This is a genomic window from Kitasatospora sp. NPDC004272 (assembly GCF_053603035.1).
In genome coordinates, this window is sequence record NZ_JBSGET010000052.1 from 13,896 (window position 1) to 34,762 (window position 20,867).

Annotated in this window: 17 protein-coding genes; 5 read left to right on the forward strand and 12 right to left on the reverse strand. The window is 73.9% G+C overall.

Features of this window, described 5'->3' with window-relative positions; translation table 11 throughout:
- Window positions 1-158: 158 nt before the first annotated feature.
- On the reverse strand, window positions 159-2,804 hold the full coding sequence (acnA, locus tag ACWEO5_RS17840) for an aconitate hydratase AcnA (protein WP_452163263.1): 2,646 nt from the start codon (window positions 2,802-2,804) through the stop codon (window positions 159-161).
- 418 nt (window positions 2,805-3,222) lie between these two features.
- Between acnA and ACWEO5_RS17845 the strand changes: the two genes are divergently transcribed.
- The 3 genes from ACWEO5_RS17845 (at window position 3,223) to ACWEO5_RS17855 (ending at window position 5,128) form a co-directional block, all read left to right on the forward strand.
- A complete protein-coding gene (locus ACWEO5_RS17845; RefSeq protein WP_452163264.1) occupies window positions 3,223-3,807 on the forward strand; it encodes a hypothetical protein in 585 nt (194 codons plus the stop codon).
- A gap of 139 nt (window positions 3,808-3,946) precedes the next feature.
- A complete protein-coding gene (locus tag ACWEO5_RS17850) occupies window positions 3,947-4,351 on the forward strand; it encodes a type II toxin-antitoxin system VapC family toxin (RefSeq protein WP_452163265.1) in 405 nt (134 codons plus the stop codon).
- A 165-nt stretch (window positions 4,352-4,516) separates the two neighbouring features.
- The gene (locus ACWEO5_RS17855; protein WP_452163266.1) at window positions 4,517-5,128 is read left to right on the forward strand and encodes a superoxide dismutase family protein; all 612 of its coding nucleotides are present in this window, start codon (window positions 4,517-4,519) and stop codon (window positions 5,126-5,128) included.
- An 88-nt stretch (window positions 5,129-5,216) separates the two neighbouring features.
- On the opposite strand, the gene argF is transcribed toward ACWEO5_RS17855, so the two are convergent.
- The 3 genes from argF to ACWEO5_RS17870 all read right to left on the reverse strand — a co-directional run bounded on the left by argF (window position 5,217) and on the right by ACWEO5_RS17870 (window position 10,835).
- Window positions 5,217-6,218: an ornithine carbamoyltransferase gene (gene argF, locus ACWEO5_RS17860; RefSeq protein ID WP_344550085.1), complete on the reverse strand. Its 1,002-nt coding sequence runs from the start codon at window positions 6,216-6,218 to the stop codon at window positions 5,217-5,219.
- Between the two features lie 289 nt (window positions 6,219-6,507).
- Window positions 6,508-9,114 carry a polynucleotide kinase-phosphatase gene (locus ACWEO5_RS17865; protein ID WP_452163267.1) on the reverse strand — a complete coding sequence of 869 codons (2,607 nt, stop codon included), beginning with the start codon at window positions 9,112-9,114 and terminating at the stop codon, window positions 6,508-6,510.
- Window positions 9,111-10,835, reverse strand: a complete 1,725-nt coding sequence (locus ACWEO5_RS17870) for a 3' terminal RNA ribose 2'-O-methyltransferase Hen1 (RefSeq protein ID WP_452163268.1) — start codon at window positions 10,833-10,835, stop codon at window positions 9,111-9,113. Before ACWEO5_RS17870 ends, ACWEO5_RS17865 begins: the two co-directional genes overlap by 4 nt.
- A 101-nt stretch (window positions 10,836-10,936) precedes the next feature.
- Here ACWEO5_RS17870 and dapD point away from each other — a divergent pair, with 101 nt between their 5' ends.
- Window positions 10,937-11,926: a 2,3,4,5-tetrahydropyridine-2,6-dicarboxylate N-succinyltransferase gene (dapD, locus tag ACWEO5_RS17875; protein WP_452163269.1), complete on the forward strand. Its 990-nt coding sequence runs from the start codon at window positions 10,937-10,939 to the stop codon at window positions 11,924-11,926.
- A gap of 328 nt (window positions 11,927-12,254) precedes the next feature.
- Here dapD and ACWEO5_RS17880 read toward each other — a convergent pair whose 3' ends face one another.
- The 6 genes from ACWEO5_RS17880 to ACWEO5_RS17905 form a co-directional block, all read right to left on the reverse strand.
- On the reverse strand, window positions 12,255-13,172 hold the full coding sequence (locus ACWEO5_RS17880; protein ID WP_452163270.1) for a DUF6099 family protein: 918 nt from the start codon (window positions 13,170-13,172) through the stop codon (window positions 12,255-12,257).
- Between the two features lie 272 nt (window positions 13,173-13,444).
- Window positions 13,445-13,798, reverse strand: a complete 354-nt coding sequence (locus ACWEO5_RS17885) for a nucleotide pyrophosphohydrolase (RefSeq protein ID WP_344550090.1) — start codon at window positions 13,796-13,798, stop codon at window positions 13,445-13,447.
- Window positions 13,795-15,225, reverse strand: coding sequence for an AAA family ATPase (locus ACWEO5_RS17890; protein ID WP_452163271.1), 1,431 nt, complete (start codon window positions 15,223-15,225; stop codon window positions 13,795-13,797). The genes ACWEO5_RS17885 and ACWEO5_RS17890 overlap by 4 nt, the downstream gene beginning before the upstream one ends.
- Window positions 15,226-15,324: 99 nt before the next feature.
- On the reverse strand, window positions 15,325-16,155 hold the full coding sequence (locus tag ACWEO5_RS17895; RefSeq protein ID WP_452163272.1) for a putative RNA methyltransferase: 831 nt from the start codon (window positions 16,153-16,155) through the stop codon (window positions 15,325-15,327).
- Between the two features lie 139 nt (window positions 16,156-16,294).
- The gene (locus ACWEO5_RS17900; RefSeq protein WP_033256814.1) at window positions 16,295-16,708 is read right to left on the reverse strand and encodes a hypothetical protein; all 414 of its coding nucleotides are present in this window, start codon (window positions 16,706-16,708) and stop codon (window positions 16,295-16,297) included.
- On the reverse strand, window positions 16,705-16,941 hold the full coding sequence (locus tag ACWEO5_RS17905; protein WP_344550095.1) for a toxin-antitoxin system HicB family antitoxin: 237 nt from the start codon (window positions 16,939-16,941) through the stop codon (window positions 16,705-16,707). The genes ACWEO5_RS17900 and ACWEO5_RS17905 overlap by 4 nt, the downstream gene beginning before the upstream one ends.
- Before the next feature lie 189 nt (window positions 16,942-17,130).
- Between ACWEO5_RS17905 and ACWEO5_RS17910 the strand changes: the two genes are divergently transcribed.
- Window positions 17,131-17,337, forward strand: a complete 207-nt coding sequence (locus ACWEO5_RS17910; protein WP_452163273.1) for a hypothetical protein — start codon at window positions 17,131-17,133, stop codon at window positions 17,335-17,337.
- 11 nt (window positions 17,338-17,348) lie between these two features.
- Here ACWEO5_RS17910 and ACWEO5_RS17915 read toward each other — a convergent pair whose 3' ends face one another.
- A complete protein-coding gene (locus tag ACWEO5_RS17915) occupies window positions 17,349-19,313 on the reverse strand; it encodes a TerD family protein (protein WP_452163274.1) in 1,965 nt (654 codons plus the stop codon).
- A gap of 179 nt (window positions 19,314-19,492) precedes the next feature.
- Window positions 19,493-20,803: a class I SAM-dependent RNA methyltransferase gene (locus ACWEO5_RS17920; RefSeq protein WP_452163282.1), complete on the reverse strand. Its 1,311-nt coding sequence runs from the start codon at window positions 20,801-20,803 to the stop codon at window positions 19,493-19,495.
- Window positions 20,804-20,867 lie beyond the last annotated feature (64 nt).

Sequence of the window (20,867 nt, forward strand, 5' to 3'; positions counted from 1 at the left end):
TCTCCGATTCAGCGTCAATTGGTATGGACCATGTGCTGTGGAGAGGTTTAGTCCACTCGGAGGGCCCCGCACAAGGGGAACGGCAGGATCCGTGCCAAGGAACGGCAAAGGCCGCACCGCCCCGCGAGGGGCGATGCGGCCTTCCGGCAACGCTTCGGTCAGCCGATCAGGCTGCGCAGCACGTACTGCAGGATGCCGCCGTTGCGGTAGTAGTCCGCCTCGCCGGGGGTGTCGATGCGCACCACCGCGTCGAACTCGACGTCACCGGCCTTGACCTTGACGGTCTTCGGGGTGCGGCCCTCGTTCAGCTCGGTCACGCCGGTGAACTCGAAGGTCTCCTCGCCGGTCAGGCCCAGCGAGTCGGCGTTCTCGCCGGCCGGGAACTGCAGCGGCAGGACGCCCATGCCGATCAGGTTGGAGCGGTGGATGCGCTCGTAGGACTCGGCGATGACGGCCTTGACGCCGAGCAGCGCGGTGCCCTTGGCCGCCCAGTCGCGGGACGAGCCGGAGCCGTACTCCTTGCCCGCCAGGACGACCAGCGGGGTGCCGGCGGCCTGGTAGTTCTGCGAGGCGTCGTAGATGAACGACACCGGGCCGTCGGCCTGGGTGAAGTCGCGGGTGTAGCCGCCCTCGGTGCCCGGCGCGATCTGGTTGCGCAGGCGGATGTTGGCGAAGGTGCCGCGGATCATGACCTCGTGGTTGCCGCGGCGCGAGCCGTAGGAGTTGAAGTCACGCTTCTCCACACCGTGCTCGGTGAGGTACTGCGCCGCCGGGGTGCCCGGCTTGATGTTGCCGGCCGGGGAGATGTGGTCGGTGGTGACCGAGTCGCCCAGCTTGGCCAGCACGCGGGCGCCGGAGATGTCGGTCACCGGGCTCGGGGTGGTGGCCATGCCCTCGAAGTACGGGGGCTTGCGGACGTAGGTCGACTCCGCGTCCCACTCGAAGGTGTTGCCGGTCGGGACGGGGAGCGACTGCCAGCGGTGGTCACCGGCGAAGACGTCCTGGTAGCCCTTGTCGAACATGGCCTCGTCGATGGAGCCGGCGACCGTGTCGGCCACCTCCTGCTCCGACGGCCAGATGTCGGCGAGGAAGACGTCGTTGCCGTCGGCGTCCTGGCCCAGGGCGTCGCGGGTGATGTCGACGTTCATGTTGCCGGCCAGGGCGTAGGCGACCACCAGCGGCGGGGAGGCCAGGTAGTTCATCTTGACGTCCGGGTTGATCCGGCCCTCGAAGTTGCGGTTGCCGGAGAGCACCGAGACGACCGCGAGGTCCGACTCGTTCACCGCGGCGGAGACCTCCTCGGGCAGCGGGCCCGAGTTGCCGATGCAGGTGACGCAGCCGTAGCCGACCAGGTTGAAGCCCAGCTTCTCCATGTACGGGAGCAGGCCGGCCTTCTCGTAGTAGTCCATGACGACCTTGGAGCCGGGCGCCAGGGTGGTCTTGACCCAGGGCTTGACGTGCAGGCCCTTCTCTACGGCCTTCTTCGCCAGCAGGGCGGCGCCCAGCATGACGGAGGGGTTGGAGGTGTTGGTGCAGGAGGTGATCGAGGCGATCACGACCGCGCCGTTGTCGATCTCGTAGGTCGAGCCGTCGGGGGAGGTGACGGTGGTCGGCTTCGACGCCTCGGCCGAGTAGGTCGGCAGCGCCTCGGCGAACTTCTGCGCGGCCTCGGCCAGGACCACGCGGTCCTGCGGGCGCTTCGGGCCGGAGATCGACGGGACGACGGTGGAGACGTCCAGCTCCAGGTACTCGGAGTAGACCGGCTCGACCGACGGGTCGTGCCAGAGGCCCTGCTCCTTGGCGTACGCCTCGACCAGGGCGAGCTGCTGCTCGTCGCGGCCGGTGAGCTTCAGGTAGTTGATGGTCTCGGCGTCGATCGGGAAGATCGCGCAGGTCGAGCCGAACTCCGGCGACATGTTGCCGATGGTGGCGCGGTTCGCCAGCGGGATCGCGGTGACGCCCTCGCCGTAGAACTCGACGAACTTGCCGACCACACCGTGCTTGCGCAGCATCTCGGTGATGGTGAGCACCAGGTCGGTGGCGGTGGTGCCGGCCGGGAGCTGGCCGTTCAGCTTGAAGCCGACCACGCGCGGGATCAGCATCGAGACCGGCTGGCCGAGCATCGCGGCCTCGGCCTCGATGCCGCCGACGCCCCAGCCCAGCACGCCCAGGCCGTTGACCATGGTGGTGTGTGAGTCGGTGCCGACGCAGGTGTCGGGGTACGCCTGGCCGTTGCGGACCATGACGGTGCGGGCCAGGTGCTCGATGTTGACCTGGTGGACGATGCCGGTGCCGGGCGGGACGACCTTGAACTCGTCGAACGCGGTCTGGCCCCAGCGCAGGAACTGGTAGCGCTCCTTGTTGCGGCCGTACTCGATCTCGACGTTCTGGACGAAGGCGTCCGGGGTGCCGAACTTGTCGGCGATGACGGAGTGGTCGATGACCAGCTCGGCCGGCGCCAGCGGGTTGATCTTGGACGGGTCGCCGCCCAGCTCCTTCACGGCCTCGCGCATGGTGGCCAGGTCGACCACGCAGGGCACGCCGGTGAAGTCCTGCATGATCACGCGCGCCGGGGTGAACTGGATCTCCTCGGACGGCTCGGCCGTCGGGTCCCAGCCGCCGAGGGCGCGGATGTGGTCGGCGGTGATGTTGGCGCCGTCCTCGGTGCGGAGCAGGTTCTCCAGCAGGACCTTGAGGCTGTACGGCAGCCGCTCGGCACCCTCGACGGCGGAGAGCTTGAAGATCTCGTACGACTCGTCGCCCACCTGCAGCGAGCTGCGGGCGTCGAAGCTGTTCGCGGACACGACTGACTCCTTCTTGGTCCACCCGGTGATAAGGTAAGCCTTAGCTAACCTGACTGCCACCGCTTACCGCGCCGATGATGGAGGGCTGCGCCCCTCGGCAAGTATCTTGACGTCAAGATAAAGCGTAACGCGGAATGTATCTCGATGTCGAGATAAACCATAGTGCATGGGTTCCACCCACACTCCACCGGCTCGTCCCGGCACGGCACCGCGTCGCCGCGGCCTCCCCACCAGGGTGCACCTCCCCGCCCCCACGGGCACCCGAACGAACCCCGGCCGGGGTGCAACACGACCCCTCGGCCCGCGCGTCATGCTCCTCGGGAACGAATGCGGGTACGGACTCCGGCCCGGGCACGGCGGGGCTCCGGCCCGGCGGGGGCTCCGGCCCGGGTACGGCGGGGATCCGCCCCGGGCACGGATGGCGGGGGCTCCGGCCCTCCGCCCCGGGGGCGCGGTCGTCGCCGCCCTGCCCGCCGCGGCCCGGGAGATCGTGATCAAGACCGTGCAGGAGACCGTTCCGCCCGAATACGGCCAGGACGGCAGGTGGGAGGTCACCAGCACCGAACTCGGGAGCCCGCCGAAGGCCGCGCCCGCGAACGCCCCGGGGATCTCGTTCCTGTTCCGGCTGCACGGCGCCTCCGGGGCGGAGGTCGGCACCGTCGAACTGCTCGTCCAGCGCTCCTCGCTGTCCCCGGGGCTCCCGGCCATGGACTACGACTGCGACCGGCAGCCGGCCACCGACGGCTGCGACTCCGACTCCACGGGGCCCTCGGACTTCGAGGCCGTGACGGTCACCCTGCCCGGCGCGGACGGCCGCCCCGTCAGCTACCGGGCGGACCTGCTGGACCACAACGGCTTCCGGATCCTGGTGACCTCCACCGGGCTGACCGGCGGCCTCCCGCCGATCAGCCGGGCCACCGTCGGCAGACTCGCGCTGGAACTGCGCCGGAACCTCTTTCCCCCGAGACCACCACCCGGACGCCCGGGTGGGACGAACTCCTGAGCGCCACCGCCACGCCCAGCCGGTAGCGCGGAGGGCGGGGCCGGGGCGGACGCGGGGCGGGGCCGGGGCGGGGCCGGGGCGGGCGCGGGCGGGTACCCCGGCCACGGGGCGGCGGGCCCGGGCGGGCTACCGTGGGCGGGTGATCGTGGTGGACGCTTCCGCAGTGGTGCTGTCGCTCTCCGACCGGGGCCCCCGGGGCGAGGCTGCCCGGGCCGCGCTGGCCGCCGACCCCGAGTGGGTTGCGCCCGAGCACGTGGTGATCGAGGTGATGCAGTCGCTGCGCGGCCTGTACCTGGCGAAGCAGTTGACGGCCGACGAGGTCACCGACCTCACCCGCCGGCTGCCCGGACTGGCCATCCGCAAGGTCGAGGTGGCCCCGCTGCTCGGCCGGATCTGGGAGCTCAAGGACAACCTGACCCCGGACGACGCCGCCTACGTCGCGGTCGCCGAACGCTACGGCGCCCCGCTGGTCACCGCCGACCTGCGCCTGATGCGCGCCACCGGACCGCGCTGCGAGATCCGCGGCATCGCGGCGGCGGACTGACCCGCGGCCCGGCCACCACCCCGGCCACCGCCACCGCCGGGCGCCGTTCGAAGCCGGTTCCCGTACGGGTGACTGCGGGCGGCGGTGCGGCACGGCGGCGTGCGCGGCGGTGCGGGGACGGCCACGGTGTCGGGTGTTCCCTGACGGTCCGTCGGAAGGTCCGCGATGCCCCTGTCCTCCGCTGCCGGTGCGCTGATGGTGCCGCTCGCCCTGCTGCCGGTCGGCCCGCCCGGCGCGGTGGCCGCCTCCCCCGCTCCGGGTGCACCGGCCACCGCGGGCGCACCGGTCACCGCGGGCGCACCGGTCACCGCGGGCGCACCGGTCACCGCGGGCGCCGCCCGGGTGGTGGACGCCCGCTTCGACCGGGCGGACGGCTTCGTCCCGGCCCGGGCGGTCACCCACGCGCCCGACCTGGTGCCGTACGGCTCGCAGGTGCGGGTCACGGTCGGCCGGGCGGCCGGGCACACCTCCGTCACGGTGGAACTCGCCGGGGTGACCGGCCCGCGCGAGTTCCCAGCGCACGTGCACACCGGCTACTGCGGCGCCGACCCGGCGTCCTCCGGGCCGCACTACCAGCAGGTGGCGGGCTCGGACGCGGCCGACAACGAGGTGCGGACGACGGTGCGCACCGGCCCGGACGGGGCCGGGACCGCCACCGCGACCGTCCCCTGGGAGTTCCGGCCCGGCGAGGCGCACTCGCTGGTGCTGCACGCGGGCGCGCCCGCCGGACCGCACGCCCCGGCCGACCGGGCGGCCTGCGTGGACGTCGACTTCTGACACCCGGACGCCGAACGCCCGCCGGACTGGTGCGTCCGGCGGGCGTTCGGGTGCGGCGGGTACCGCGGGTGCGGGCGGGTGCGGCGGGTCAGGACCCGAGGGTCGCCACCATCACGGCCTTGATGGTGTGCAGGCGGTTCTCGGCCTGGTCGAAGACCACCGAGTGCGCGGACTCGAACAGCTCGTCGGTGCACTCCAGCTCGGACATGCCGGTGAGCTCGTGCATCTGGCGGCCGACCTCGGTGCCGAGGTCGTGGAACGCGGGCAGGCAGTGCAGGAACTTGACTGCCGGGTTCCCGGTGGCGCGCACGGTGTCCATCGAGACCTGGTAGGGCTTGAGCAGCGCGATCCGCTCGGCCCAGACCTCCTTGGGCTCGCCCATCGACACCCAGACGTCGGTGTAGAGGAAGTCCGCCCCGGCGACGCCGGCCGCCACGTCCTCGGTGAGGGTGATCCGGGCGCCGCTGGTCTCGGCCAGCACCTCGGCCGCCTTGCGGACCTCCTCGCTCGGCCAGAGCGAGGCCGGGGCGACGATCCGGATGTCCATGCCCAGCAGCGCGCCGGTGACCAGCACCGAGTTGCCCATGTTGAAGCGGGCGTCACCGAGGTAGACCAGGGCGGTCTCGTTCAGCGGCTTGCTGGAGTGCTCCTGGATGGTGAGCACGTCGGCCAGCAGCTGGGTGGGGTGCCACTCGTCGGTCAGGCCGTTCCAGACCGGGACGCCCGCGTGCGCGGCCAGTTCCTCGACGATCTCCTGCCCGTCGCCGCGGTACTCGATGCCGTCGAACATCCGGCCCAGCACCCGCGCGGTGTCCTTGATCGACTCCTTGTGCCCCATCTGCGACCCGGCCGGGTCCAGGTAGGTGGTGGAGGCGCCCTGGTCGTGGGCGGCCACCTCGAAGGCGCAGCGGGTGCGGGTGGAGGTCTTGGCGAAGATCAGCGCGATGTTCTTGCCGCGCAGCCGGGGCTGCTCGGTGCCCGCGTACTTGGCGGCCTTCAGCTGGGCCGCCAGGTCGACCAGGTGACGGAACTCCTGGGGAGTGAAGTCGAGCTCCTTGAGGAAGTGCCTGTTCCGGAGGTTGAACGCCATACCGGTCTCCTGGGTCGGTCAACGGACTGAAGTGGGAAGTGTATACGAGGAGTCGAATATTCATGCAACCATTCGACGGCCGACTATGGTCGGCCCATGGTCGGCCCATGGCCGGCTCGCGCCCGGCGCGGCCGGTGCGCGACCGCTGCGCGGACCGGGCACTGCCAGTGCACCCCCGGCGCGCGGTCGGGGCCACCGCAGGAAGGCTGCACCCGACCGCGCACCGGAGCTCCCGGACCGCCCGAACCGCCCGGACCGCCCGAACCGCCCGCAGCCTCCGACCCCGGGGTCAGAGCCGGGGGTCGACCGGCTCGGACTCCAGGGCCAGCACCGCGAACACCGCCTCGTGCACCCGCCAGAGCGGCTCTCCGGCCGCCAGCCGGTCCAGTGCCTCCAGGCCGAGGGCGTACTCGCGCAGGGCGAGCGAGCGCTTGTGGCCGAGCGAGCGCTGGCGCAGTCCGTCCAGGCGGCGGGTGTAGTCCGGGCCGTAGATGATCCGCAGGTAGTCGCGGCCGCGGACCTTCAGGCCGGGCTGGACCGGTCGCCCGGAGCCGTCGAGGTGCAGCGGCTCGACCGGCTTGACCACCATGCCCTCGCCGCCGGCCGCGGTCAGCTCCTCCCACCAGGCGACGGCGGCGGCCACCGAGGACTCGTCCCCGGTGTCGACCAGCAGCCGCCCGGTGCGGTGCAGCACCGGCGCGGCGCCGCCCGCCGCCGCGGCGAGCCGCCGGTCGGCGTCCACCAGCCGGTCGATCAGGGCGAGGTGCTCGGTGTGCGGGCGCAGCGCCAGGTTGGCGCCCTCGGCGGCGAGCAGCTGGAACGGGGCCAGCCGGATGCCGTCGAGGCCCTCGGTCGGCCAGCAGTAGCGCCGGTACGCCTCGGTGAAGGCGCGGGTGTCGGCGGCCTGCTCCCGCTGGCGGCCGGTCAGCTCCGCCACGTCCAGTCCGCGGGCGGCGGCCCGGGTGAGGGCGTCGAGCGCGACGGGCAGGGCGGCCCCGGCGGCCGCGCCGACGGCGGCGTACTGGCGGCGCAGCAGCTCGACCGCCTTGAGCGACCAGGGCATCAGTTCGGCGTCCAGCAGCAGCCAGCCGGTGTCGAGTTCGTCGAACAGGCCGGTGTGCTCGGCGGCGGCCCGGAGCCGGTCGAGGAGCGCTTCGGTGAGCGCGTCGTCGTTCAGGAAGGCACGGCCGGTCCTGGTCCAGATCGCGCCGGGGCCGGGCAGGCCGAAGCGCTTCTCCAGGGCGGCCCCGTCCCGGGCGACCAGGACGACGGCCCGCGAGCCCATGTGCTTCTCCTCGCAGACCACCTGCCGCACCCCGTCGTGCCGGTAGGCGAAGAACGCCTCCTCGGGGTGCTCCAGCAGGCCCTCGCGCCGGGAGGTCGGCGAGGGGGCCATGGTGGGCGGCAGGTAGGCGAGCAGCCGCGGGTCGAGCGCGAAGCGGCTCATCACCTCCAGCGCGGCGGCGGCGTTCTCCTCCCGGACGGTGACGTTGCCGAGCCGGGAGGTCTCCACCACCCGGCGGCCGGTCACGTCGGCCAGGTCGAGCGGGCGGCCCTCCCGGCCGCCGGGCGCGTCGGTGTGCACGGGGCGGACCGGTTCGTACCACTCCTGCTCGGCCGGGACGGAGACGACCTCCCGCTCCGGGTAGCGCAGCGCGGTCAGGCTGCCGCCGAACACGCAGCCGGTGTCCAGGCAGATGGTGTTGTTGAGGAAGCTCGCCACCGGCACCGGGGTGTGGCCGTAGACCACCAGGGCGCGGCCGCGGTACTCCTCGGCCCACGGGTAGCGCACCGGCAGGCCGTACTCGTCGGTCTCGCCGGTGGTGTCGCCGTACAGCGCGTGCGAGCGGACCCGGCCGGAGGCGCGGCCGTGGTACTTCTCCGGCAGGCCGGCGTGGCAGACCACCAGCGCGCCGCCGTCCAGCAGGTAGTGGCTGACCAGGCCGCTCATGAACGTCCGGACCCGGGCCCGGAACTCGTCGCTCTCCGCGGACAGCTGGTCGATCGACTCCTGCAGGCCGTGCGAGACGGTGACCTTGCGGCCGCCCATCCAGCGGCCGAGCTTGTTCTCGTGGTTGCCGGGGACGCAGAGGGCGTGGCCGGCCTCGACCATGCCCATCACCAGGCGCAGCACGCCCGGGGTGTCCGGACCGCGGTCGACCAGGTCGCCGACGAAGACCGCGGTGCGGCCCTCGGGGTGGGCGGCGTCCACCGCGCGGCCCTGCTCGTCGCGGGTGAGCTCGTAGCCGAGCCGGCCGAGCAGGGTCTCCAGCTCGGAGCGGCAGCCGTGGATGTCACCGACGACGTCGAACGGGCCGGTCAGGTGTCGCAGGTCGTTGTACCGCTTCTCCGGGACGATCTCGGCGTGCTCGATCTCCTCGACCCCGCGCAGCACGTGCACCTTGCGGAAGCCCTCGCGCTCCAGCCCGCGCAGCGAGCGGCGCAGGTCGCGCTGGTGGCGCTGGATCACCTGGGCGGGCAACTGCCGGTCCGGCCGGGCGCGGTTGCGTTCGGCGCACACCTCGGCCGGGACGTCGAGCACGATGGCGATCGGCAGCACGTGGTGCTCCCGGGCGATCGCGACCAGCGCCCGGCGGGCGTGGTCCTGGACGTTGGTGGCGTCGACCACGGTGCGCCGGCCCGCCGCGAGTCGCTTGCCGACGATGTAGTGCAGCACGTCGAAGGCGTCGGCGGAGGCGGCCTGGTCGTTCTCGTCGTCGGAGACCAGGCCCCGGCAGAAGTCGGAGGAGATCACCTCGGTGGGCTTGAAGTGCTCGCGGGCGAAGGTGGACTTGCCGGAGCCGGTGCTGCCGATCAGCACCACCAGCGAGACGTCGGTGACGGGCAGCCGGCGGCTGGCCCGGGCGGGGGTCGGCTCCGGGGTTTCGGTGGTCATCGGTGGGCGCTCCCTTCCGGGGCGAGGTCGTTCGACGGGGTGCCGGTGGCGGCAGCGGCGTCGGTGGCAGCGGTGTCGGTGGCAGCGGGTTCGGCGCCAGCGGGCTCGGCGGCGTCGGGCTCGGCGAGGCGGAAGTGCGCGAGCTGGGTGGGGGCGCCGACCTCGGGGTCGACCGGGCCGACCGGCTCCAGCTCGACGCGGTAGCCGTAACCGGCGGCGACCTGCTCCGCCCAGGCCGCGAACTCGGCCCGGCTCCACTCGAAGCGGTGGTCGTCGTGGCGCATCCGCCCGGCGGGCAGGGTCTCCCAGCGGACGTTGTACTCGGCGTTCGGGGTGGTGACCACGACCGCCGCGGGCCGGGCCGCGCCGAACACGGCGTACTCCAGCGCGGGCAGCCGGGGCAGGTCGAGGTGCTCGATCACCTCGCACAGCACCGCCGCGTCGTAGCCCTTCAGCCGGGCGTCGGTGTACGTCAGCGCGCCCTGGACCAGCTTGACCCGGCGGGCCGTCCGCTCCGGCAGCCGGTCCAGGTGGAGCCGGCGGGCGGCGATCGTCAGCGCCCGCGCGGACACGTCCACGCCGAGCACCTCGGTGACCCGCGGTTCCTTGAGCAGCGCGCCCACCAATTCGCCCTGCCCGCAGCCCAGGTCGAGCACCCGGGCCGCGCCGGTGCGGGCCAGCGCCGCCAGGATCGCCGTCCGCCGCTGCACGGCGAGCGGCACCCCGCGCTCGCGGTCGGCACCCTCGGCCCCGGCCCCGGTCTCGGTCTCGGCCCCGGTCTCGGCCACGGACCCGGCCTTGATCGCAGCTGCGGTCGCGACCTGGTCGGTCGGCCCGGTGGCACTCACCTCCTCCGCGGTCTCCGGGGCGCCCCGGGTCTCCGGAGCGTCCGGAACCTCCGGGACGTCCGGCACGGCGTTGTCGATCTCCTCGGCCTCGCGGTCGTCGGCCTCGGCCAGCCGGGCCAGCGCGAGGCGCTCCGTGGCCAGCCTGGTCAGCGACCAGCGGCGGGACAGGTAGCGGCGGACGATCAGGGCGCGTTCGGGGTGGTCGGCGAGCCAGCCCTGGCCGGCTGCGAGCAGTTTGTCGACCTCGTCGGGGGCCACCCAGTAGTGCTTGGCCCCGTCGAGGACGGGCAGCAGCACGTAGAGGTGCTGGAGCGCGTCGGCGAGCCGCCGGGTGCCGGTCAGTTCGAGCCGGACGTACCGGGAGTCGCCCCACTCGGGGAAGGACTCGTCCAGCGGGACGGGCCGCGCGTCGACCTGCCAGCCCAGTGGGGCGAACAGCCGCTCCACCAGCGCGGGACCGTCGCCCCCGGCCACCGGAACGGCGGGCAGCGCGATCCGCAGCGGCAGCTCCCGGCCCGGCAGTTCGGGCCGGTGCGCGCACTCGCCCTTCATCGCGGAGCGGTAGACCGTGCGCAGCGCCACCGCGAGCAGCGAGGAGGCGGCGTACGGGCGGTCGTTGACGTACTGGGCGAGCGCGAGGTCGGGCGAGCCGGAGCGGCCCTTGCCCCGGCCCTGGCGGAGCAGCGCGGCGGGGTCGACCTCCAGCAGCAGGGCGGCGGTGCACGCTTGCTCCCCGGCCTCGGGGTAGAAGACGTGCGCTGTGCCGTGCGCGGTGGCGAACCGCTGCACCTTGTCGGGGTGCTTGTGCAGCAGGAAGCCCAGGTCGGAGGCGGGGTTCTCGGCGGTGCCGGTAGTGGAGATCGATACGAACACCCGGCCGAGTATGTCCCGCGGACCCGTCCGGGAGCACCAGGTTTTGTCCGTCCGGTGAGCGTGTTGGTCAGCCCTCGCCCCGATTGGTTACGGTGCGGGATGTGACTGCTGAAACCTCCTCCCCCGCAAGCGGCGCGGTGGCCGCCGGCCTGGCGACCATCGCGGCCGACGGCACCGTCCTCGACACCTGGTTCCCCGCGCCCGAGCTGGCCGCCGCCCCGGGCCCGTCCGGCACCGTCCGGCTGAGCGCCGAGGAGGCCGAGAAGGCGCTCGGCCCCGGCGCCGCCGAGGCGCTCCGCACCGACGCCCGGCGCGGCGTCGAGGTGGTGGCGGTGCGCACCGTGATCTCCTCGCTGGAGGAGAAGCCGCTGGACGCGCACGACGTCTACCTGCGGCTGCACCTGCTCTCCGCCCGCCTGGTGAAGCCGCACGGCCAGAGCCTCGACGGCATCTTCGGCCTGCTGGCGAACGTCGCCTGGACCTCGATCGGCCCGACCCCGGTCGCCAACGTGGAGCAGGCCCGGCTGGCGGTGCGCGCCCAGGGCGGGCAGCTCGCCCTGTACGGCATCGACAAGTTCCCCCGGATGACCGACTACGTGGCGCCGGCCGGCGTCCGGATCGCCCACGCCGACCGGGTGCGCCTGGGCGCGCACCTGGCCGAGGGCACCACCGTGATGCACGAGGGCTTCGTCAACTTCAACGCGGGCACCCTGGGCACCTCGATGGTCGAGGGCCGGATCAGCGCGGGCGTGGTGGTCGGTGACCACAGCGACATCGGCGGCGGCGCCTCGATCATGGGCACCCTGTCCGGCGGCGGCAAGCAGGTCGTCTCGGTGGGCGAGCGCTGCCTGCTGGGCGCCAACGCGGGCATCGGCATCTCGCTGGGCAACGACTGCGTGGTCGAGGCGGGGCTGTACGTCACAGCCGGCACCCGGGTCACCGCGCCGGACGGCTCGGTGGCCAAGGCGGTGGAGCTGTCCGGCCAGGACAACCTGCTGTTCCGCCGCAACTCGCAGTCCGGCGCGGTCGAGGTGATCGCCCGCTCCGGTTCGTGGGGCGGTCTGAACGCGGATCTGCACTCGCACAACTGACCTCCTGTCAGGTGGTGTTCGTCCCGACGGCCGGTGTCCGCTCCCCAGCGGCCCGGCCGTCCGGCCTTCCCCGGCCCGGAACCGCTCCGGCGCCCGGGAGCACTCCGGTAGCCGGGAGCACTCCGCACCCGGGCCCGCACCCGGGCCCGCTCCGGGGTGCGACGACGCGGCCGAACGGGCGCCGCGCCGTAGCCGAGCGGGGGCGGCCCCCGCAAACTCGGCTCACCCCTGGGGCTGACCGGGCCTGCCGGTTGGACCTCAACGGGTGGTCCGGGGTGACCGTGCGCGGCGGGAACTCGTTGGACCGGCGGCGCCGACCCCCGGCGCTTCACACCGCACCACCGAGTTGAAGGGGCCCCCTCATGTCCGAGCCCTGGACCGAGCCGCCCACCGCGGACACCACCGCGGCCCCCGCCGCGGGCGATGCGCCCGCCCCCCCGAAGTCGTTGTTGGAGCAGATGCAGGACCTGCTCGCCTCGATCAACACCGACCTGGCCGGACTCGACTCCGACCTGCGCTCCTCGCCCGTCCGCGGCGGACAGGACACCCCGGCGGACGGCTCGCCCCGCACCTGAGCACCGCGCACCGCCGGGACCGGCGGGCCCAGCGGGACCACGAGCCTCGGCTCCTCCCGCCGGGCCGCGCCCGGCACCGCCGGCCCGGACGGTTCCTCCCCCCGGTCTCCGTCCCGGCCCCCGCCTCGTTCCCCTCCCCGCTCCTCCGCCGCCCCCGGTTCTCCGTCCGGGGCCCGCGCGCCCGTCAGCCTCCGCTGCTCGCGCAGGAGTTCGGCCACCAGGTCGCGGCACTCGGATCCGGCGTCCAGCCCGTCGATGCAGCTCCAGTACAGGCTCTCGGTGTCCGCCCCGCAGGCGAGCACCACCAGGCTCTCGTTCGCCTCCTCCAGCAGCAGGGCGAGTTCGGCCAGCACCGGATCCAGCTCGCCGAGCGCGCTGAACCGCTCGACCAGCGTCGGCCCGCTCCACTCCGGGTAGACGCCGACCGGGCCGCCGGGCAGTTCGTCCAGGCCGGGTTCGGGCGGTTGGCGCAGGCAGCTCGCGGTGTGCGCCCCGGCCTCGGAGAGCAACTGCCCGAGGGTGGCGAACGCCTCCCCGTCGTGGTCGGCGATCCGGGCCCCGACCGCTTCGGTGAGCAGCCCGGCCTGCCACGCCTCGTGCAGGATGTCCCCGGTCGTCCGGGCCTCGGCCAGGGCGTGCCGGACGGTCTTGATCAGTCGCAGTGCCTCCACGGTGGCTCCCCTCGTCGACTGCCGCCGTCCTTCGGCGGTCGGTCACGGGGATCAGCGTGCCGCCGCTCCCGGGGTGCTCCCAGCGGGTTCGGCGGGCCTGTGGAAAACCCGGCCCTGTGGAAAACCCGGGTCCCCCGGACGGGGGAATTCCGGATGATTTCCCCGCCCGCCGGGAACCCGGCCCACCGCCCCGGGGCGCTGCTCCCGGCGCACCGCTCCCAGCTCAGCGCCCCCGGGCACGGGGCACCGGGCACCGGGCACCGGGCACCGGTCTAGGGCACCGGGAACCTGCTCTCGTTGCGTTCGATCTTCTCCGCCAGTGCCCGCAGCGGATCCACCTCCAGCACGGTGCACAGTTGCAGCAGGTAGGCCAGCACGTCGGCCACCTCGTCCCGGACCCGGTGCGCCGACCGGGCGTCGGACATCACGTCGGCGGCCTGCTCGGGCGTCAACCACTGGAAGATCTCCAGCAGTTCGCCGGCCTCGACGGTCAGCGCCGAGGCCAGGTTCTTCGGGGTGTGGTACTGCTGCCAGCTCCGGGCGGCTGCGAACTCGGCCAGCCGTCGCTGCAGTTCGGGCACCGTCGGCCCGGCGTCCGGCACGGCCGGCTCCACTTCGTCGTTCATTCCCCCAGGTCTACCACCGCCCCCTCGCCGCGCACCGAGCCGTACCCCGCGCCCGGCACGCCGCCTTGCACCGCACCCTGCACGCCGCCCTGCGCCGGTCCCAGCGCCACGCCCTGCACGGACCCCTGCACCGGCACCCGGGCCGCGGGGTCGGTGCGGCGCAGCAGGCTGTGCCCGGTGGCCGGATCCCGTCGGCACTCGACCAGTTCGATGCCGTCCGCGCCGAGCGCCGGCCCCGGTTCCTGGAGCGTGGCGAGCAGCCGGATGTCGCCCTTGCCGGTGACCTCGCGGGCCAGCCGCAGCAGGGCGGCGATCTGGTCGGTGGCCAGGCCCGCCCCGAGGTCCTCGGCGAGCAGCACCAACTGCCGGTGCGCGTCCGGCACTTCGATGGCGGGGTCGACGTCGAGGACGGCGGCGCCGGTGAGCAGGACGGCGGCGAAGGCGAGCAGCCGCAGCATGCCGTCGGCGGCCTGGTCGGCGCCGGTGCGGCCGAGCACGCCCTCGTCGAAGACGGCGAGCAGCCGCTGCCGGTCGCCGTCGCCCCGGCGGGCCACGCCGAGGCCGAGCAGCGGGTGCGGGGCGGCGGCCTGGACGGCGCGCAGCAGGCGGGCCCAGCGGCGCGGGCACTCGTGCGCCAGCCGGTCGAGCACGGCGGAGATGTTGGCGGCGGTGCCGAGCAGCCGGGCCTGTGGTTCGGGCCGGCCCCAGCCGCGCATCGCGGCCGGCACGGGGTGCAGCGCGAACACCTCGCGCAGCGCGGTGAGCACCTGTTCGGAGGCGGCCAGCACTTTGCGTTCGCCGTTGGAGGATCCGGCGACCCGCAGCGGCAGTTGGGCGGTGATCAGGCTGCCGCTGGGCAGCGGGGCGCGGATGTCGCCCTGTCGGGAGTCGTTGTGCCAGGTGACGTTGACCCGGCCGCGGGTGAGGTCCTGTTCGCCGGTCTCCATCAGGGTGCGGTCGTCCAGGGTGAGGCATTCGCGGGCGACCCGAACCCGGCCGTCGGTGCGCACCACCACTTCGAGCCGGATCGTCCCGACGCAGGAGCGCACGGTGCAGCCCAGGATGATCGCGTTGCGCCCGTGCGGCACGCAGCCGATCATCCCGCCGCGCACCGGGACGGCGAGCGGTCCGCGCGGGCCGCCGACGCCGTCCAGCGAGGGCCTGATCTCCTCGCCGAGGGCGAGCCGGGAGAGCACGCTCAGCGCGTCCAGCGCGTTGGACTTGCCCGCCCCGGACGGCCCGTGCAGCACGGTCAGCGGCGACATCGGCAGGACGGCCCGCCGGTAGGACTTGAAGGAGGTCAGCCGCAGTTCTTCGACGGTGGGGCGCTTCACCGTCGGCTCGGACGCCGCGGGGAGGGGCGTCCGCCGCGTGTCGCGGGCGGCGGCGGACGGCAGGGGTGGGGCCAAGGGGGCTTCGCTGGTCACCCGGAGCACTCTAGATGCGCCCTGAGCTGGAGAAACGTCCCTCCTGACGCCCTTTCACCCCTTCGAGTCCCAACTGTCCCGGTCGTGGAACCCGGGCGTTCACTCGTACGCGGTGACCAGCACCGAGCCGGTGACCTCCACCGGCTCGGGCAGCGCCGCCAGCGCGGCGGCCAGGGCGGCCGGGTCGGTGTGCCAGGCGCTCGGGCCCATCCCGACCACGGCGGCGGCGTCCGCCCGCGACAGCTGCAGCGCGAACTCCACCTCGGTGCGCTCCACCGGGGCGAACCAGGGGCCGAGCTTCTCCGCGATCCGCCGGTCCTTGTCCTCGTCCACCGAGAGCAGGCCCAGCGCGCCCACCAGTTCCCGCAGGTGGCGGGAGGTCGGGGCGGCCACCAGCAGCCGTCCGCCGGGGCGCAGCACCCGCCGCATCTCGGGGCCGTTGCGCGGCGCGAACACGTTCAGCAGCACGTCCGCGGCGCCGTCCCGCAGCGGCAGCGGCCGCCAGGCGTCGCACACCACCGCGCCAATCTGCGGGTGCGCCTTGGCGGCGCGCCGCAGCGCGTACTTGGACAGGTCGAGCGCCGCGCCCGCCGCGCCCGGTCGGGCGTCCAGCACCCGGGCCAGGTAGTGGCCGGTGCCCGCGCCGAGGTCCGCGACCAGCCCGCTCTCCGCCGCGACCCCGGCCGCGGCCGCGGCCAGCGCCCGTTCCAGCGGGGCGTAGTGGCCGGCTGCCAGGAAGTCGCTGCGGGCCGCGACCATCTCGGCGGTGTCGGCGGTGCCCTGCTTGGCGTCCCCGGCCAGCAGGCTCACGTAGCCCTGCCGGGCCTGGTCGAAGCCGTGCCCGTTCGGGCAGCGCAGGGTGCGGGCGTCCAGCGCCAGCGGGCGGGCGCAGTGCGGGCAGACCAGGTAGGGCTCGATGTCCTGCAGCAACTCGCTCGCATCCTCGGCGCAGATCGTTCGGTGCCCCGGGGGCCGTCAGGGGCCGGGGGAACGTCGAGGGTATCCCGCCCGCGGGCGCCTCGTCGCTCTCCCGACCCCTGACGCGTCCGGCCCGTGCGGCGGGCGCGCCTCACTCCTCGCCGTCGTCGCCGACCTCTTCCTCCTCCGACTCGTCGACCACCCACATGCCCAGCCGCTCCGCCACGCCGGTGATGCCGAGCTTGCCCTCCCGGATCGCCCGGGCCAGGCTGCGCACCTCGCGCGCGGTGGTCGCCACCCGACAGCCGCTGGCCACCAGGTACGCGTAGGCCACGGCGGTGGCGAACAGCTCGTTGTTGCGCTCCAGCGCGGGGACCCGGATCAGCTGGTGCATCAGCGCCGCCGCCCGGTCCTGCGGTTCGGGGTAGACCGCGATGTCGAAGACCTCGGCCTGGTGCCTGGTGATCGCCGCGAGCAGCGATCCGTAGTCGGTGACCTGCGGGTCACCGGGCGTGTACTGCTCGGCGGTCATGAGCAGCCACGAGAGGTCGACCTCAAGCTTCAACGGCGCACGTCCTGGAGTTCGCCGGGCGACCCGAACTCGGCGAGGAACACCGCCTCGTGCTCCTTCATGAACTGCGCCGCGGCGTCCACGAAGTTGCGTCCGGCCTCGCCCATGTCCTGCTGCACCAGCCGTTCGATGTACTGGTTCATGCTGATCCCCTGCTGCTCCGCCCGCTCGCGGGCGATCTCGGCGGTGGTCGCGTCCACCCTGACGTTCAGCTGCTTCTTGGCCATCCTTCAACGCTAGCGCCGAGGTGCTAGCACAACAAGGGCGCAAACCGGCCGCTCCCCCACCTCCCACCATGTCCGCCCGCGCCCCCGCGAAAACCGGCCGACCGTCCCGATCCGGCGAGTCCCCCGCCCGGCGGGCGGAACGCCTCCACCAGTACGATGAGCGCCCCTCTCCAGGAACGGAGGCACCCGATGCGGTTCCCCAAGGCCGTGCGCTTCCTCGTCGGGCTGCTCGCCTACCTGCTCGGCGCCGCCGTCCTGCTCGCCCTCCTCGGCCGGACCGACCCGAACACCACGCTCGGCACCACCCTGCGCGCCGCGGGCGGCGGCCTGCTCGCCGCCCGCGCGATCGCCCTGCTCCGCCGCCGCACCCGCCCCGGCCCCCGCCAGGACGACTGACCCGCCGCACCTCACTCGGCGGGCTTCAGCCCCCGGACCACCTCGTTCAGGAAGCGGTCGACGACGGCATCCACGCTGCGGATGAACCCGGTCTCCTCCGCGCCCCGCCTGGTCCCCATTCCGGCCGGCAGGGTCAGCCGGAACGCCCGGACCTCCGCGCCGTCGGCGGGCACCAGCAGGCCGGGTTCGACCCGCAGCGCCCGCAGCAGCTCGCACGGACCGGGACCGCCGTCCGCGGTCAGCGCCTCGATCCGCAGTTCGGCCGGGGCCTCGGTGAGCTGCCGCAGCAGCCACTGGACCCTGGTGAGCGCCCTGGAGCGCTCGGCGGCGGCCACCTCAAGCGTGGTCTCGATCCGGCCGGTGCGCAGGTCGGCCTCCAGCACGATCGGCCCGGGCAGGCCGGGGACCGCCAGTTCGGAGCGCATCCGGCCGCCGGCCGCGAGTTCCTCCACCGCCCTCTCCCGGCGGACCGCCGGTTCGGTGCGCCGGCCACCGCGCAGCACCGGGGAGACCGGGACGCCGAGTTCGCCGCCCAGGCGCAGGCACAGCTGGCGGGTGAGGCGCTCCCAGTTCTCCACCACCCGCAGCGCGTTGCGGTCCCCGGCCCGCAGGGTGCCCTCGGAGATCGCGTTGCGGACGGTCACCCAGGCCGGGCCCATGTTCTGGAAGCCGTGGCAGCCGGAGTTCTCGTGCCGCAGGTAGTGCAGGAACTCGTTCAGCAGCCAGGCGTGCGCGGGGTTGACCACGCCGTCGTGGTGGCACAGCAGGTGCGCCTCGTGCGCCACCTCGGCCCAGGACAGGTGCCGCAGCGCGACCTTGCGGGCCCGGCGCCGGTCGACCGTCACCGGGGGCTCGCCCTCCAGCGCCAGGTCGTTGGAGAGGGTGATGACCGTCTCGTAGCCGTGCCGCTGGGCCACGTCGAGGTACGCCTGCACCTGTTCCGACTTGAGCGGGCTGCCACCGGTCTTGGTCTCCACCAGGGCGGTCCAGATCTTCCCGGCCCGGCTGACCCGGATCGTGCCGTCGGGGCGGACGGTGCTGTCGGCGTGCTTGAAGCTCGTCTCGGTGAAGGTCTGGACGGTGCCCGCCGGGGCGTTGAACATGGCGGTGATCCGGCGGCCGAACTCCGGCACCTCGGCCATCACCGCCAGCAGGGTGGAGGTGGCCCGGTTCTCCCGGTCCAGCTCGTTCTTCAGTCCGGCCACCGAGAACAGCCGGGCCTGCTTCCAGGACGGGTGGTCGGCGAGGTCGACCTTGGCGGCCTTCGGCAGGGTGACCCGCTTCTTGGCGGTGCGCACCGCGCGCTTCGGCGCGGTCGCGGCCGGCGGGGCAACGGCCGGTTCGGCGGCCGGCGCGGTCCCGGGGGTCGGTGCGGCACCGACGGCCGGTGCGCCCGGCTCGGCGGCCCGCTCGGCCTGCGCCGTCTCCTCCTCCTGGTCGACGTCGATGCCGAAGTCCCCGGCGAGGCCGCCGAGCCCGGACCGGTAGCCCTGGCCGACCGCGCGGAACTTCCACGCCCCGCCGCGCCGGTAGATCTCGCCGAAGACGAACGCGGTCTCCTCCCCGGCGTCGGGGATGTCGAAGGCCACCAGGGTGTCCCCGCCGCCGTCCAGCACGGCCAGCCGGAGTTCGGCGAGTTCGCCGAAGGTGGCCCCGGCGTAGCGGCTTGCCGCCAGGACCACCTGGTGCACCTCGGCGGGCAGCGCCGCGAGATCGAGCAGGATCCGGTCCTGGGTGCCGCTGCCGGTCGGCACCTTGCCCAGGAGCTGCACCGAACTGTCGGGCGTGGCAGGGCAGTTGTAGAAGAGGAAATCCGTCTCCCCGCGCACCTTGCCGTCCACGCCCAGCAGCAGCACCGACACGTCGGCGTCGCCCGCCCCGGTCGGATCGGTCCAGCTCAGGGCGACCGTCACCGGCCCCGGCTCGTCCCCCTCGGCGAACAGTTCGGCGTTGGCGCCCTTGGTCAACTGGTGCACGGCTTCCCCTCCTGAGCACGGCGAACGACGTGTGCGCAGCGTCACCATGCCCACACGTTCCGAGGATGCTACTCCTGCCGGATCTTCACGCCATCCCCTTGAACGGAGCCGGCCCCGGGAAACGCCGCACGGGCGCGGGAAGGGCTCCCGCGCCCGTGCGTGTGGTGCGCCGTCGGCCGTTACCGGACCGGCTCCAGGATGGCGACGCACTCGAAGTGCTGGGTCATCGGGAACAGGTCGAAGGCCCGCAGCGAGACCGGGCGGTAGCCGCCCTCGCGGAAGAAGGCCAGGTCGCGGGCGAGGGCGGCCGGGTCGCAGGCGACGTAGGCGATCCGGCGGGCCTCCAGGGAGCTGAGGTGGGCGACGGTGTCGCGGCCGGCGCCGGCGCGCGGGGGGTCGAGGACGATCAGGTCGGTGGAGGTGATGCCGGTGCGGGGCAGCAGGGTCTCGACCTTGTCGCACTCGATCCGGACGTGCTCCAGCGCGGCGAGGTTGTGCCGGGCGTCGGCCACCGCCTGCTTGCCGGACTCGATGCCGAGCACCGCGCCCTCCTCGCCGACCCGTTCGGCGAGCGCGCCCGCGAACAGGCCGACGCCGCAGTAGAGGTCGAGCGCGCTCTCGCCCCACTGCGGGTCGAGGCCGGTGAGGACGGCGTCGACCAGGGTCTCGGGGGCCTCGGGGTGGATCTGCCAGAAGCCGCCCTCGGAGACCCGCCAGGTGCGGCCGGCGGCGCGCTCGCGGACGAAGGTGCGGCCGTGGACGCGGTGGAAGAGGTCCTGGTCGTCGATCCGGGCGATGGAGGTCTCCCGGTCCAGTTCGACCAGCGGCAGCTGCTCGCCGGTCCGGGGCCGCAGGATCACCTGGCGGTCGGAGGAACCGGAGGAGGCGATCGCCTCGACGGAGGCCACGCCGGTCCAGTCCCGGGACTCGATGCCGAGTTCGGTGACGCCGGGCGCGGCGATCAGGCAGCGGTCGATCGGCTGGACGTCGTGCGAGCGGTGCTTGCGCAGGCCGACGCCGCCCTCCTCGTCCACCGCGTACTGGACCCGGGTGCGCCAGGCCGGGACCTCGCCCGCCGGGAGCTTGCCGCCGACCGGTTCGACCGAGCCGTCCCAGCGGGCCTCCTCGGGGGTGAGGCCGGCCAGCTTGGCGAGCTGCTCGGTGAGGACGGCGGCCTTGAGCTTGCGCTGCCCGCCGGGGGTGACGTGCTGCCAGTCGCAGCCGCCGCACTTGCCGGGGCCGGAGAACGGGCAGGGGGCCTCGATCCGGTCCTTGGACGCCTCCAGCACCTCGACCGCGTCGGCCCGCAGGAAACGGGAGGTGGTGGTGCCCTCGGTGACCAGTGCGACCACCCGCTCGCCGGGCAGCGCGTGCCGGACGAACAGCACCCGCCCCTCGTGCCGGGCCACGCAGTGGCCGCCGTGCGCGACCGGCCCGACCTCGACCTCGTAGCGCTCGCCGACCAGCGGGTCCCCGGAGGGCTGCCGCATCACCGGCTGCGCGGGCCGCAGCGCCTTGGTCGGGCGCACCGCGCCGGGCTTGCGCCCCTGCCGG

Coding starts and splice junctions, on each gene's coding strand:
- ACWEO5_RS17855 (WP_452163266.1), top strand. CDS start 4,517: ATGCCCCTGTCCTCCGCTGCCGGTGCGCTGATGGTGCCGCTCGCCCTG.
- ACWEO5_RS17905 (WP_344550095.1), bottom strand. CDS start 16,941: ATGGCCAAGAAGCAGCTGAACGTCAGGGTGGACGCGACCACCGCCGAG.
- argF (WP_344550085.1), bottom strand. CDS start 6,218: ATGGCGTTCAACCTCCGGAACAGGCACTTCCTCAAGGAGCTCGACTTC.
- ACWEO5_RS17845 (WP_452163264.1), top strand. CDS start 3,223: ATGGCGGGGGCTCCGGCCCTCCGCCCCGGGGGCGCGGTCGTCGCCGCC.
- ACWEO5_RS17920 (WP_452163282.1), bottom strand. CDS start 20,803: ATGCGGCAGCCCTCCGGGGACCCGCTGGTCGGCGAGCGCTACGAGGTC.
- ACWEO5_RS17910 (WP_452163273.1), top strand. CDS start 17,131: ATGCGGTTCCCCAAGGCCGTGCGCTTCCTCGTCGGGCTGCTCGCCTAC.
- ACWEO5_RS17865 (WP_452163267.1), bottom strand. CDS start 9,114: ATGACCACCGAAACCCCGGAGCCGACCCCCGCCCGGGCCAGCCGCCGG.
- ACWEO5_RS17885 (WP_344550090.1), bottom strand. CDS start 13,798: ATGAACGACGAAGTGGAGCCGGCCGTGCCGGACGCCGGGCCGACGGTG.